At 59.7% G+C, this 13,601-nt stretch carries 9 protein-coding genes and 1 riboswitch; of the genes, 8 read left to right on the plus strand and 1 reads right to left on the minus strand.

Going from position 1 to position 13,601, the window contains the following annotated elements; all coding sequences use genetic code 11:
* From BLM14_RS29530 to metH, 7 genes are all read left to right on the plus strand, one after another.
* Nucleotides 1–882, plus strand: a complete 882-nt coding sequence (locus BLM14_RS29530; protein ID WP_100003602.1) for a heme/hemin ABC transporter substrate-binding protein — start codon at nucleotides 1–3, stop codon at nucleotides 880–882.
* Nucleotides 883–896: 14 nt separating this feature from the next.
* Nucleotides 897–2,000: a FecCD family ABC transporter permease gene (locus BLM14_RS29535; RefSeq protein WP_100003678.1), complete on the plus strand. Its 1,104-nt coding sequence runs from the start codon at nucleotides 897–899 to the stop codon at nucleotides 1,998–2,000.
* 2 nt (nucleotides 2,001–2,002) lie between these two features.
* Entirely contained in the window at nucleotides 2,003–2,794 is a 792-nt protein-coding gene (locus BLM14_RS29540) for a heme ABC transporter ATP-binding protein (protein WP_100003679.1), read from the plus strand.
* A 49-nt stretch (nucleotides 2,795–2,843) separates the two neighbouring features.
* A riboswitch (cobalamin riboswitch) is annotated at nucleotides 2,844–3,056 on the plus strand.
* A 110-nt stretch (nucleotides 3,057–3,166) separates the two neighbouring features.
* Nucleotides 3,167–6,046 (plus strand): ribonucleoside-diphosphate reductase subunit alpha, encoded by a 2,880-nt coding sequence (locus BLM14_RS29545; protein WP_100003603.1) that lies wholly within the window; start codon nucleotides 3,167–3,169, stop codon nucleotides 6,044–6,046.
* Nucleotides 6,047–6,095: 49 nt separating this feature from the next.
* The gene (locus BLM14_RS29550; RefSeq protein WP_100003680.1) at nucleotides 6,096–7,217 is read left to right on the plus strand and encodes a ribonucleotide-diphosphate reductase subunit beta; all 1,122 of its coding nucleotides are present in this window, start codon (nucleotides 6,096–6,098) and stop codon (nucleotides 7,215–7,217) included.
* Nucleotides 7,208–7,450 carry a hypothetical protein gene (locus BLM14_RS29555; protein WP_100003604.1) on the plus strand — a complete coding sequence of 81 codons (243 nt, stop codon included), beginning with the start codon at nucleotides 7,208–7,210 and terminating at the stop codon, nucleotides 7,448–7,450. Before BLM14_RS29550 ends, BLM14_RS29555 begins: the two co-directional genes overlap by 10 nt.
* Before the next feature lie 117 nt (nucleotides 7,451–7,567).
* Nucleotides 7,568–11,344 (plus strand): methionine synthase, encoded by a 3,777-nt coding sequence (gene metH / locus BLM14_RS29560; RefSeq protein ID WP_100003605.1) that lies wholly within the window; start codon nucleotides 7,568–7,570, stop codon nucleotides 11,342–11,344.
* On the opposite strand, the gene BLM14_RS29565 is transcribed toward metH, so the two are convergent.
* Nucleotides 11,329–12,156 (minus strand): AraC family transcriptional regulator, encoded by an 828-nt coding sequence (locus BLM14_RS29565; RefSeq protein ID WP_100003606.1) that lies wholly within the window; start codon nucleotides 12,154–12,156, stop codon nucleotides 11,329–11,331. The two genes, metH and BLM14_RS29565, sit on opposite strands and share 16 nt — an antisense overlap.
* A 130-nt stretch (nucleotides 12,157–12,286) precedes the next feature.
* Here BLM14_RS29565 and BLM14_RS29570 point away from each other — a divergent pair, with 130 nt between their 5' ends.
* The gene (locus BLM14_RS29570; RefSeq protein WP_100003607.1) at nucleotides 12,287–13,507 is read left to right on the plus strand and encodes an MFS transporter; all 1,221 of its coding nucleotides are present in this window, start codon (nucleotides 12,287–12,289) and stop codon (nucleotides 13,505–13,507) included.
* Nucleotides 13,508–13,601 lie beyond the last annotated feature (94 nt).

Genomic DNA, 13,601 nt, shown 5'->3' on the forward strand with positions numbered 1-13,601 from the left:
ATGACACTCAGACTCCCGATCATCGCCGGCGTTCTAGGCTTGTTATCCTTGTCCGGCGCCGCCTTTGCCGAAGAAATCACCGGCCGCGTTCCCGATGCAAGCCGGGTGGTGTCGATCGGCGATTCCATCACCGAGATTGTCTATGCGCTCGGCGAGGAGGGGCGGCTGGTCGGTCGCGATTCGACCAGCACCTATCCCGACGCAGCCAACAAGCTGCCGGATGTGGGCTATATGCGCGCGCTGTCACCGGAGGGTGTGCTGTCGATCAACCCGACCGCAATCATCGCTGTCGAGGGTAGTGGTCCGAAAGAAACCATCGAGGTTCTCAGGAAGGCGAGCGTCCCCTTCGTCTTCGTGCCTGAAAAATACACCGCCGCCAGTGTGGCAGAGAAAATCCGCATCGTCGGCAAGGCACTTGGTGCCGACGACAAGGCGGAAAAGCTTGCAAAGCAGGTCGAAGCCGATCTTGCCGCCGCTCAAGCCGAGACGAAGGACGTCAAGGCTCGCAAGCGTGTGCTCTTCATCCTCAGCGCCAAGGACGGCAAGATCATGGGCTCGGGAACCAAGACGGCCGCCAATGGCATAATCGAACTCGCCGGCGCGGAAAATGCTGTCACGCAGTTTGAGGGCTACAAGCCGCTGACTGACGAGGGCATCATAACGGCAAGGCCGGACGTCGTTCTCGTCATGGATCGCGGCGGCGATCACTCCGCTGCGAATGCCGAGCTTCTCGTCAACAAGGCCATAGCTGCAACGCCTGCAGGCGAGGCCAAGAACATCGTGCGCATGAACGGGCAACTTCTTCTCGGTTTTGGTCCGCGGGCGGCAAAGGCAGCGCATGATCTTGCCAAGGCAATCTACGGCAACGAAGTGAGCCAATGAGCTATTCCGTCTTGATGAAGCCAGCCGCCCTGCGATCAACACAGGGTGGCGGAAAAACGCGTGCGGAAGGCGACCGTTCCTTTCTGGCGAAGTGCGTGATCCTGGTGCTTTGCATGGTTCTCGTGGCAACGATCATGTTCAGCCTTGCGGCTGGCGCATCTGATGCGTCGATCGTTTCGGTCATCGGCACAATGTTTTCGAGCGCCGGCAGCACAGGCGATGCTTTGACGCTGCGCGATCGCATCATCATCTACGACATCCGCCTGCCGCGCGTTATTCTCGGCGCGCTGATCGGCGCTTCGCTCGCCGTTTCCGGCGCGGTCATGCAGGGCCTTTTCCGAAATCCCTTGGCTGATCCCGGCATCGTCGGCGTATCGGCTGGTGCCGGCCTTGGCGCCGTCAGCATGATCGTCCTCGGCGGTACTTTCCTTGCACCTCTAATCGCCCTGTTCGGTTTCTATGCCTTGCCGCTGGCTGCCTTCTTCGGCGCGCTCGCCTTCACGCTGATCCTTTATCGTGTTGCCACGCGGCGCGGGCAGACATCCATCGCCACCATGCTGCTTGCCGGCATCGCCCTTGGCGCCATGGCCGGTGCCTATATGGGCGTCCTCGTCTACATCGCCGATGACCGGCAGTTGCGTGACCTCACCTTCTGGGGGCTGGGCTCGCTAGCCGGCGCCAACTGGGTGAAAATTGCTGCCGCCGGTCCGTTCATCATACTGGCATTGCTGATCTCCCCCTTTCTCGCCCGCGGTCTCAACGGCCTTGCCTTGGGGGAGGCGGCAGCGAGCCATCTCGGCATTCCAGTCCAGCGCTTCAAACGCATCGCGATTTTGGTTGTCGCGGCGGCAACCGGTGCGTCCGTTGCCGTCAGCGGCGGCATCGGCTTCGTCGGCGTGGTCGTCCCGCATCTGCTGCGCCTGATGATCGGACCGGATCACCGCTACCTGCTTCCGGCCGCCGCCCTGCTCGGCGCAAGCCTGTTGCTGCTTGCCGACGCGGTCAGTCGCACCATTGTCGCTCCGTCGGAACTGCCCATCGGCATCGTGACCGCTGCTGTCGGCGCGCCCTTCTTCCTGTGGATATTGCTGCGCCGCCGCGGCATTCTGGATCTATGACAATGATCGAAGTTTCCGACGTTTCCGTTTTCCTCGGCAAGAAGCAGATCGTTGAAAATGCCAGCTTCAACACGGAAGCTGGGCAATTCACGGTGATCGTCGGTCCTAACGGCTCAGGCAAGACGACCCTGATGCGAGCCCTGTCCGGCGATTTGCCATTCACAGGGCGCATCGCCATCAACGGACATTCAATCGACCAGCTGAAGCTCTGGCAAATGGCGGCGATGCGCGCGATCCTGCCGCAATCCACGTCACTGTCCTTCCCGTTCACGGTACGGGAAATCGTCAAGCTCGGACTGACCAGCGGCCGCTCGGGAGCCGCGCGGCGTGAGGCGGAAGACCTGCCGGACGAAGCGCTGGCGCTGGTCGATCTCGCCGGGTTTGGCGGCCGTTTCTATCAGGAACTCTCCGGGGGCGAACAGCAGCGGGTGCAACTTGCCCGTATCCTCTGTCAGGTCTGGCAGCCCGTCCTTGACGGCCAGCCGCGTTTTCTCTTTCTCGACGAACCGGTCTCCAGCCTCGACATCAAGCACCAGCTGATCATCATGCAGATCGCCCGGGCCTTTGCGAAGCGAGGCGGCGGCGTCATCGCCATCCTGCACGACCTGAACCTCACTGCGATGTATGCCGATCGTGTCGTCGTCATGCATCGCGGGTGTACCGATTCTGTGGGAACACCTGCGGAAGTCTTGACCGATGAGCGCATCCTGCGCGTCTATGAATGCGCGCTTAAGGTCGGTGCCTTACCCGCCGCGCAGGTCCCGTTCATACTGCCGCAGTCAGCTGCGATATAAATTGTCAGGAGCGATTTTTCTACCTATTGACACAGCATTGTTATTTGATACTAAATATAGATGTTCCGGTTCTCTCGGTCGCAAGACTGGGAGCTAAGAGGGAAGTCGGTGAAGTGGGTCATTTCCACCAATCCCGGCGCTGCCCCCGCAACTGTAAACAGCGAGTTGCTGTCGCCTAAGGTCACTGGAGTGTTGCTTCGGGAAGGCCAGACAGCAGCGCCGACCTGTGAGCCAGGAGACCTGCCGAAACATGATGATCGTCCACGGGCGGGGTGTCCCGGTGTGTCGCTTGCAATGGTCGGCGCGCCAAGCTGACCATCCACATTGCAATGCGTGCGCTCGACCTTTGCCCCCAACATTTGGGGTAAACACATGTCTCTTGTCCTTGAAACTACTCGTACTGATGGCACTACGCCAGCTCGTGCCGGTGAAGCATTGCAGGCCACCGAGCCCGGTTATCGCGTCATCCGCCGCAACGGCTCGGTTACACCTTTCGATCCGCTCAAGATCACCGTCGCACTGACCAAGGCGTTTCTCGCCGTCGAAGGCAACGTCGCTGCCGGTTCGCGCCGCGTGCATGATGTGGTCGAAGCGCTCACCGCCGACATCGTCACTACGCTGAAGCGGCGCAGTGCGGAAGGCCGCCTGTTTCACATTGAGGGTATTCAGGATCAGGTCGAGCTCGCATTAATGCGCAGCGAAAACCACAAGGTGGCGCGAGCCTATGTGCTCTACCGCGAAGAGCGGGCGCAGGAACGTGCGAAGGCCGCCACTGGAATCGTTAGCGATGCTGGTCCGATGTTCACAGTCACACTGCTCGATGGCCGCCGGGAGCCGCTCGACGACGACCGCCTGTCGCGCATTATCGACGAAGCCTGCGAAGCGCTGGAGGGCGTGCAGGCCGCTCCTGTCCTCACCGAGACCCGCCGCAATCTCTATGATGGCATAACGCTGGAGGAACTCTCCCTCGCGCCAATCCTTGCGGCGCGTACACTGGTCGAGACCGAACCCAATTATGCTTTCGTCACCGCGCGTCTGCTGCTCGACAAGCTGCGTCGCGAGGCGCTGAGCTTTGTCTTCGGCCGGCCGGAACAGGCGACCCAGCATGAAATGACCAAGCGCTATGCAGGGTATTTTCCGGCCTATGTGAAGGCCGGCATCGAAGCCGAACTGCTGGATCCCGAACTCGCGCGCTTCGACCTGACCCGCATTTCCGCGGCCCTCAAGCCGGAGCGTGACCTGCAGTTCCAGTATCTCGGCCTTCAGACCCTCTATGACCGCTATCTGCTGCAGACGCGCGGCATACGTTTCGAATTGCCGCAAGCGTTCCTCATGCGCGTCGCCATGGGGCTTAGCCTGCGGGAAATCGACCGCGAAGCCCGCGCCATCGAGTTCTACGATCTCCTGTCCTCGTTCAACTTCATGGCTTCGACGCCGACCCTGTTCAATGCCGGCACCCAGCGCGCGCAGCTTTCCTCCTGCTTCCTGACCACTGTCGCCGATGACCTCGACGGAATCTTCAAGGCGGTGAGAGACAATGCACTGCTGGCCAAATATTCCGGCGGCCTCGGCAATGACTGGACGCCGGTGCGCGGACTTGGCGCCCATATCAAGGGGACGAACGGCGAAAGCCAGGGCGTGGTGCCGTTCCTGAAAGTCGCCAATGATACAGCGATAGCGGTCAATCAGGGCGGCAAGCGCAAGGGCGCGGTCTGCGCCTATCTCGAAACCTGGCACATCGATATCGAGGAATTTCTCGACCTGCGCAAGAACACCGGCGACGACCGCCGCCGCACCCATGACATGAACACCGCCAACTGGGTGCCGGACCTGTTCATGGCCCGTGTCGAAGCGGACGAAAACTGGACCCTGTTCTCTCCCGACGAAACGCCCGAGCTGCATGATTTGTACGGTGCAGCATTCAAGACCAGATACGAATTCTACGAAACGAAAGCCGCACGCGGCGAGATCAAGATCTTCCGCACTGTACGGGCGCTGGATTTGTGGCGGCGCATCCTCACCATGCTGTTCGAAACAGGCCATCCGTGGGTGACGTTCAAGGATCCGTGCAATATCCGCTCACCCCAGGGCCATGCGGGTATCGTGCATTCATCCAATCTTTGCACCGAAATCACCCTCAACACTTCGAAGGACGAGGTCGCAGTGTGCAATCTCGGTTCGGTCAACCTTGCCAATCATGTGACACCCCTTGGCCTTGATCTGGATCAACTTGCCCGCACCGTCTCGACCGCCATGCGCATGCTCGACAATGTCATCGACATCAATTTCTACACCATTCCCGAAGCCCGCCACTCGAACCTGCGCCATCGTCCAGTGGGCCTTGGTCTGATGGGCTTTCAGGATGCACTGCAGGCATTGCGCATCCCCTATGCTACCGACGAGGCAGTGGCGTTTGCCGACCTGAGCATGGAGGCAATTTCCTGGCATGCGATTTCAGCATCCGTCGATCTTGCTGCGGAGCGTGGCCGCTATCCGAGCTTCACCGGCGCGCTCTGGTCAAAGGGCATCCTGCCCATCGACTCCATCGAATTGCTGAACGACGCCCGCAAGGCAAGCGGCGGCCGGCTCGACATGGACCGTTCGTCGACGCTCGATTGGGAGGCGCTGCGCAAACGCGTAAAGACCACGGGCATGCGCAATTCCAACTGCATGGCCATCGCCCCCACAGCGACCATCTCCAATATTTGCGGCGTCGCCCAGTCCATCGAGCCTGCCTACCAGAACCTCTTCGTCAAATCCAACATGTCAGGCGATTTCACCGTCGTGAACAGTGCGCTGGTGCGCGACCTGAAACAACGCGGATTGTGGGACGAGGTAATGATCTCGGATCTCAAATATTTCGACGGCTCGGTTGGCGAGATCGACCGTATCCCTGCAGACTTGAAGGCCCTTTATGCCACCGCCTTCGAGATCGACAGTTCCTGGCTGATCGCTGCGGCCTCGCGCCGGCAGAAATGGATCGACCAGGCCCAGTCGCTCAATCTCTATATTGCCAATCCGAGCGGCAAGAAACTGGACGAGCTTTACCGGCTTGCCTGGAACAGCGGCCTGAAAACCACCTATTACCTGCGCTCGCGTTCGGCATCCCATGTGGAGAAATCCACCCTGAAGGGCACGGACGGCAAGCTCAACGCCGTGGCGGCAAAGCCTGCGCCGGAGCCAATCCTGCTTTCCGAACCCGCCGGCAATGTCTGCTCGATCAATGATCCTGACTGTGAGGCCTGCCAATAGGCGCCTTCGCGCCCCCTGCCTCAACCTCATGGAAACCTGGGAACTGACGATGCTTGACTGGACCGAAACCACAAACAGCCCGAAACGCGCCATTCATCCGGCGCCTACCGCAACCGCCGATGCCACCGGACTCGGCAATATCGATCGCGGCGGTGGCCGCGTGCGTGTCGATGACAAGGCGATGATCAATGCGCGCGCCGATGTGAACCAGCTTCTGCCGCTCAAATATCACTGGGCATGGGAGAAATATCTTGCCGGCTGCAACAACCACTGGATGCCGACTGAAGTATCGATGCAGGCGGATATCGCTCTGTGGAAATCCAGGGACGGGCTGACCGATGACGAGCGGCGCATGATCAAGCGCAATCTCGGCTTCTTCGCCGCTTCCGAGTCCCTCGTCGCCAATAACATCGTTCTGGCGATCTACCGCCATCTCACCAATCCCGAATGCCGGCAATATCTGTTGCGCCAGGCCTTCGAAGAGGCGGTCCATACCCATACGTTTCAGTATATTGTCGAGAGCCTTGGCCTTGATGAAGGCGAGCTCTTCAACATGTACCGCGAAGTGCCGTCGATTACCGACAAGGCGGCCTGGGCGCTGAAGCACACGCAAAATCTCGACAATCCCGATTTCAAGACAGGCACGCCGGAATCCGATCAGTCCTTCCTGCGCGATCTCGTCGCTTTCTACGTCATCTTCGAGGGCATGTGGTTCTACACAGGCTTCGCCCAGATCCTGTCGCTCGGGCGGCGCAACAAGATGGTCGGTATCGCCGAGCAGTATCAATACATCCTGCGCGACGAGAGCATCCACATGAATTTCGGCATCGATGTGATCAACCAGATCCGGAACGAGAACCCGCATTTGTGGACCAGGGCATTTCAGGACGAGATCCGCGACATGATCAGGGTCGCTGCCGAGCTGGAAGCATCCTACGGCCGCGATACGATGCCGCGCGGGTTTCTCGGGCTCAATGCTGCACTGTGCGAAAGCTACATGTATTTCATCGCCAACCGCCGCTGCGCTCAGTTAGGCCTCGTCCCCGTCTTCGCCGAGACAGACAATCCATTTCCCTGGATGTCGGAAGCCATGGATCTGAAGAAGGAGAAGAACTTCTTCGAAACCCGTGTCATCGAATACCAGAACGGCGGAGCACTGGCATGGGATTGAAACTCGCGGAACGGGTGGCGGCCAACCCGTCAACCGGTTCGGCCACTGCGCGGCCGGAAGATATCTTCCTCGCCTGGTTGTTCTGGCTGCCGAAGAATGCGGACCTGCTCGAGGCCGCGAGCCGCGAGATCCAGCGCATCGATTCCCGTGCCATCGATGCGGAGGGCCCGCAGCAATTAAAGGCGCTGTTCATGGCCTTGATCGAAAATCTGAGAGGGGGCAGGGCGTATTGAGCCCTGCCATAACTGCGACATTTCCTGCCGCCAATAGAATTGATTTGTTGACATAAACATATCTTTATGTGACCCTGCCGCCTCATCCAAATCACGGATCATGAGGCCTGTCGAGTTATGAGTATTGCAGTCGATAATCTGTTCGGTCCCATGGACGCTCCGCGGGACGGACGGGAGGTTTTTGCGGCGCTTACCAAGGCGGCGCAGGAACGTATCCTCATTCTCGACGGCGCCATGGGCACGCAGATCCAGGGTCTCAACCTCAACGAGGAAAGCTTTCGCGGCGAGCGCTTTGCGGACTGCTCCTGTCATCTGCAGGGCAATAATGATCTCCTGATCCTGACGCAGCCGCAGGCAATCGAGGATATCCACTATGCCTACGCCATGGCAGGTGCCGATATTCTCGAAACCAACACCTTTTCCTCCACGACCATCGCCCAGGCTGACTACAGCATGGAAGAGGTGGTCTATGAGCTGAACCGGGATGGCGCGCGGCTTGCCCGCCGTGCTGCCTTGAAAGCGGAGCAGAAGGATGGCCGCCGCCGCTTTGTCGCCGGCGCGCTCGGCCCGACCAACCGCACCGCCTCGATTTCACCGGATGTCAACAATCCCGGCTATCGCGCTGTTACCTTCGACGATCTGCGCATTGCCTATGCCGATCAGGTGCGCGGCCTCATCGATGGCGGCGCGGATATCATCCTTATCGAGACGATCTTCGACACGCTCAATGCCAAGGCGGCAATCTTCGCGACACAGCAGGTGTTCGAGGAGAAGGGTATCACCCTTCCGGTGATGATCTCCGGCACGATTACCGACCTGTCCGGTCGCACGCTTTCAGGCCAGACCCCGACGGCCTTCTGGTATTCGGTGCGCCATTCCCGGCCTTTCACCATCGGTCTCAACTGCGCGCTCGGCGCCAATGCCATGCGCGACCATCTGGCGGAAATTGCCAGCGTTGCGGATACGTTCGTCTGCGCCTATCCCAATGCCGGCCTGCCCAACGAATTCGGCCAGTATGACGAGAGCCCAGAGGCGATGGCTGCGCAGTTGGAGGAATTCGCCAAGGAAGGCCTGCTCAACATCGTCGGCGGCTGCTGCGGCTCTACCCCCGAACATATCCGGGCGATTGCCGAGGCCGTCGGCAAGTACAAGCCGCGCGAGATTCCCGAGACCGCGACGCATATGCGCCTCTCGGGCCTCGAGCCCTTCACGCTGACCAAGGATATTGCCTTCGTCAATGTCGGTGAGCGCACCAACATCACCGGCTCCGCAAAGTTCCGCAAACTCATCACCGCCGGCGATTTCGGCGCGGCGCTTGATGTCGCACGCGATCAGGTCGCCAACGGCGCGCAGATCATCGACATCAACATGGATGAAGGCCTGATCGACAGCGAAAAGGCCATGGTCGAGTTCCTCAACCTGATCGCCGCCGAACCGGATATCGCCCGCGTGCCGGTGATGATCGATTCATCCAAATGGGATGTCATCGAAGCCGGGTTGAAATGCGTCCAGGGCAAGCCGCTGGTCAATTCCATCTCCATGAAGGAAGGCGAGCAGGCCTTTATCGACCACGCCAGGAAGGTGCGCGCCTATGGTGCTGCCGTGGTCGTCATGGCGTTCGACACGGACGGTCAGGCCGATACGCTGGAACGCAAGGTCGCGATCTGCACGCGGGCCTATGAGCTTCTGACTACAGAGGCCGGTTTCCCGCCTGAAGATATCGTCTTCGATCCAAATGTCTTTGCCGTCGCCACCGGCATCGAAGAGCACAATGGCTATGGCGTCGCCTTTATCGAAGCAACGAAGCAGATCACCGAAACCCTGCCGCATGTGCATATTTCCGGGGGCATCTCCAATCTGTCCTTCTCGTTCCGTGGCAATGAGCCGGTCCGCGAGGCCATGCACGCGGTATTCCTCTACCATGCTATCCAGGTCGGCATGGACATGGGTATCGTCAATGCCGGTCAGCTCGCGGTCTATGAATCTATCGATCCGGAATTGCGCGAAGCCTGCGAGGATGTGGTTCTCAACCGCCGCGACGATGCCACCGAGCGGCTGCTCGACCTTGCAGAGCGCTACAAGGGTTCAGCGGGCAAGGAAGCGCGCGAACGCGATCTTGCCTGGCGCGAATGGAGCGTCGGCAAGCGCATCGAGCATGCGCTGGTCAATGGCATCACTGAATTCATCGATGTCGATACCGAAGAGGCGCGGCTTGAAGCCGAGCGGCCATTGCATGTGATCGAAGGTCCGTTGATGGCCGGCATGAATGTCGTCGGCGATCTCTTCGGTGCCGGCAAGATGTTCCTGCCCCAGGTGGTGAAATCTGCCCGCGTGATGAAACAGGCGGTGGCTCTGCTCCTGCCCTATATGGAGGCGGAAAAACTTGCCAATGGCGGCACCGGCGAGCGCGAAAGTGCCGGCAAGGTGCTGATGGCGACCGTCAAGGGCGACGTGCACGATATCGGCAAGAACATCGTCGGCGTCGTACTTGCCTGCAACAATTACGAGATCATCGATCTGGGCGTCATGGTGCCTTCGGCGAAGATCCTGCAGATCGCCAAGGAACAGAAAGTCGATATTATCGGTCTCTCCGGCCTGATCACGCCATCGCTCGACGAGATGGTGCATGTCGCCTCGGAAATGGAGCGGGAAGGCTTCGATATACCGCTGCTGATCGGCGGTGCCACGACCAGTCGCGTGCACACTGCGGTCAAGATCAATCCGCGCTATAATAAGGGCCAGACCATCTATGTGACGGATGCGGGCCGCGCCGTTGGCGTCGTCTCCAATCTCCTGTCGCTGGAGACCAAGCCTGGATATGTCGAGACGATCCAGGCCGAATACGTGAAAGTCGCGGAGGCCCATGCGCGCAATGAAGCTGACAAGCAGCGTCTGAGCATCGACAAGGCCCGCGCCAATGCGCAGAAGATCGACTGGTCATCCTACACGCCGCCCAAGCCCAGCTTCCTCGGAACGCGGGTGTTTGAGAATTACGATCTTGTCGAAATCGCCCGCTACATCGATTGGACGCCATTCTTCCAGACTTGGGAATTGAAGGGCCGCTACCCGGCCATTCTCGAGGATGAAAAGCAGGGGGCAGCAGCACGGCAGCTCTTCGACGATGCGCAGGCAATGCTGCAGAAGATCATTGCCGAGAAATGGTTCAACCCGAAGGCGATTATCGGCCTATGGCCAGCGGGTACCGTCGGCGACGACATTCGCCTGTTCACCGACGAAGCACGCAAGGAGGAACTTGCGACGTTCTTCACCCTGCGCCAACAGCTGTCGAAGCGCGATGGCCGCCCGAATGTGGCACTCGCCGATTTCGTCGCGCCCGTGGATAGCGGCAGTCAGGATTATATCGGCGGATTTGTCGTCACCGCCGGCATCGAGGAAATCGCCATTGCCGAGCGCTTCGAGCGGGCCAATGACGATTATTCGTCCATCCTTGTCAAAGCTTTGGCCGACCGTTTCGCCGAAGCCTTTGCCGAATTGATGCACGAACGTGTTCGCAAAGAGTTCTGGGGCTACGCGCCCGACGAAACCATTGCGCCGGATGAGCTGATCGGCGAACCCTATCGCGGCATCCGCCCGGCACCCGGCTATCCGGCACAGCCGGATCATACGGAAAAGGAAACGCTGTTCCGGCTGCTCGACGCCGAGGCCAAGATCAATGTGCGCCTCACGGAAAGCTATGCCATGTGGCCCGGCTCATCCGTTTCGGGCATCTATATTGCCCATCCGGACAGCTATTATTTTGGCGTCGCCAAGGTCGAGCGCGATCAGGTGGAAGACTATTCGAAGCGCAAATCCATGCCAATCGAACAGGTCGAGCGCTGGCTTGGCCCGATCCTCAACTACGTCCCGGCGCCACGGGTTCAGGCCGCCGAGTGAAGGTAATGGCGCGGCGGCGCGCCGAGCATGCGCTTGAACATGGTCGTGAAGGCCGGCACGCTGTTGTAACCGAGGTCAAGCGCGACGCTGGTTACCGGCTCGCCTTCGGTCAGGCGCGGCAGGGCTGAAAGCAGACAGGCCTGCTGCCGCCAGGTGGAAAGGCTGAGGCCCGTCTCCCGGCGGAACATCCGCGTGAAAGTACGCCGGCTCATGCCGAGCCTGTCGGCCCAGTCATCGATATTGGTGTGGGGGGAGGGATCTTTGAGAAAACCCCGGCAAAGCGCCGCCAGCCGTCTGTCGTCCGGGAAGGGCAGACCCAGAGGCCGCTCCTGCAAGTTCGGTATTTCATGCAATAGCAGTCCCATGATGTAGGTAGTGCGCGGATCCGCCAGCACATCGGCTGGCGCCGCGACCGCCTCCCTGATCAGATTATCCACGAGCGGCGTCAGGCCCACCACATGCAGATGGCTCTTCAGCCCCTCGACCGCATCAGGCCGCACATAGATTGAATGCATCGCGACATCGCCGAGCATGTCGACAGCATGTTCGATCCCGGCGGGCAGCCACAGGGCATGATGCGGCGGCACCATCCAGCGGCCGAACTGCGTCGTCACCATGGCGACGCCGGTGATCGCATGCAGCAATTGCGACTGGCTGTGATGATGGTCGGGAATATGAAAACCGGATGGATAATGGGCGGCGAGGGCAAAAACATCGCCATCCGCCTGCTCGAGCCACTCGAGACGCATCTTGTGCAGTTTTTCCAATTCCACGCCGGTGGCATTGCGTGCGGCAAAGGTCATGTAGCGCATTATTTGGCCCACTTACGAAAGAACTGGACCAAACCACGAAAGCAGGTTGCCTGCAACAGGTATATCAGTGGCTGAAAGGGCGGCGCAGTCGTTTGCGGATAATGCCCTCGTTCTTCGATGGAAACGCCAAATGACCGATACCACCATGCCTGCGCAGCGCACTTCCGCTGAAACCACCGTCTTTGCCATCATTTTTGCCGTCAGCTTCTGTCACCTGCTCAATGACATGATGCAATCGCTGCTTTCGGCCATCTATCCGATGCTGAAGCAGAATTACGGCCTCGATTTCAAGCAGATCGGCTTTCTTACCCTGACGTTCCAGGTCACTGCCTCGCTGTTACAGCCGATCGTCGGCACTTATACCGACAAGCGGCCCATGCCCTATTCGCTGCCCGTCGGCATGGCATTCTCGCTGGTCGGGCTTGGCCTTCTTTCCATCGCGACCCACTATGTCATGCTGCTTGCCGGTGCCGCTTTCATCGGCATTGGGTCATCAATATTCCATCCGGAATCCTCGCGTGTGGCCCGGCTGGCCTCCGGCGGCCGTCATGGTCTCGCCCAGTCATTCTTCCAGGTCGGCGGCAATTTCGGCACGGCAAGCGGTCCGCTGCTTGCCGCCTTCATCGTCCTGCCACGCGGCCAGCAGAGCATCGCCTGGTTTTCGGTTGCAGCTTTGATCGGGATGATCATTCTTTACCAGGTCGGTAGCTGGTACCAGCGCTACCGTGCCGCCAATGCCAATAAACCGGCTGCAAGCAAGCAGTTGAAACTGCCGCGCGGCAAGGTCGCGATGTCCTTGATCATCCTGACGCTGCTGGTCTTCACCAAGAACATCTATCTCGCCAGCATCTCCAGCTATTACACCTTCTATGTCATCCACAAGTTCGGCATATCGGTGCAGCAGTCGCAGATGATGCTCTTCCTGTTCCTGGGGGCGGCCGCTGTCGGGACCATTCTCGGCGGACCGATCGGCGACAAGATCGGCACAAAAGCCGTGATCTGGTTCTCGATCCTCGGCGTCCTGCCGTTCACGCTGATGATGCCCTATGCCAGCCTGTTCTGGACCGGCATCCTGACAGTCTTCATCGGCCTCATTCTGTCCTCGGCCTTTCCCGCCATTGTCGTCTTCGCGCAGGAACTGGTGCCGGGCCGCGTCGGCATGATCGCCGGCATCTTCTTCGGCTTCGCCTTCGGCATGGCAGGCATTGCCGCCGCAGTGCTTGGCTTCGTCGCCGATATCAAGGGCATCGACTATGTCTATATGGTCTGTTCGTACCTGCCGTTCCTCGGTCTGCTGACGATCTTCCTGCCGAGTATGCGGGAAGTTCGGGGAGAAAGCGTCGTAGCATAAATGCCAGAAAAGCCCGGGAACACCTTCCGGGCTTTGCTTATTTCAGACCCGGCGTGGGGTCTGCTGACGCCGATTGTCAGCAGGGGTGGTTTGC

The organism is Phyllobacterium zundukense (assembly GCF_002764115.1).
Lineage (GTDB): Bacteria > Pseudomonadota > Alphaproteobacteria > Rhizobiales > Rhizobiaceae > Phyllobacterium > Phyllobacterium zundukense.

What these genes read in the sequence shown, in the direction of transcription:
- BLM14_RS29530 (WP_100003602.1), top strand. Translation starts at nt 1, where the DNA reads ATGACACTCAGACTCCCGATCATCGCCGGCGTTCTAGGCTTGTTATCC.
- BLM14_RS29535 (WP_100003678.1), top strand. Translation starts at nt 897, where the DNA reads ATGAAGCCAGCCGCCCTGCGATCAACACAGGGTGGCGGAAAAACGCGT.
- BLM14_RS29540 (WP_100003679.1), top strand. Translation starts at nt 2,003, where the DNA reads ATGATCGAAGTTTCCGACGTTTCCGTTTTCCTCGGCAAGAAGCAGATC.
- BLM14_RS29545 (WP_100003603.1), top strand. Translation starts at nt 3,167, where the DNA reads ATGTCTCTTGTCCTTGAAACTACTCGTACTGATGGCACTACGCCAGCT.
- BLM14_RS29550 (WP_100003680.1), top strand. Translation starts at nt 6,096, where the DNA reads ATGCTTGACTGGACCGAAACCACAAACAGCCCGAAACGCGCCATTCAT.
- BLM14_RS29555 (WP_100003604.1), top strand. Translation starts at nt 7,208, where the DNA reads ATGGGATTGAAACTCGCGGAACGGGTGGCGGCCAACCCGTCAACCGGT.
- metH (WP_100003605.1), top strand. Translation starts at nt 7,568, where the DNA reads ATGAGTATTGCAGTCGATAATCTGTTCGGTCCCATGGACGCTCCGCGG.
- BLM14_RS29565 (WP_100003606.1), bottom strand. Translation starts at nt 12,156, where the DNA reads ATGCGCTACATGACCTTTGCCGCACGCAATGCCACCGGCGTGGAATTG.
- BLM14_RS29570 (WP_100003607.1), top strand. Translation starts at nt 12,287, where the DNA reads ATGACCGATACCACCATGCCTGCGCAGCGCACTTCCGCTGAAACCACC.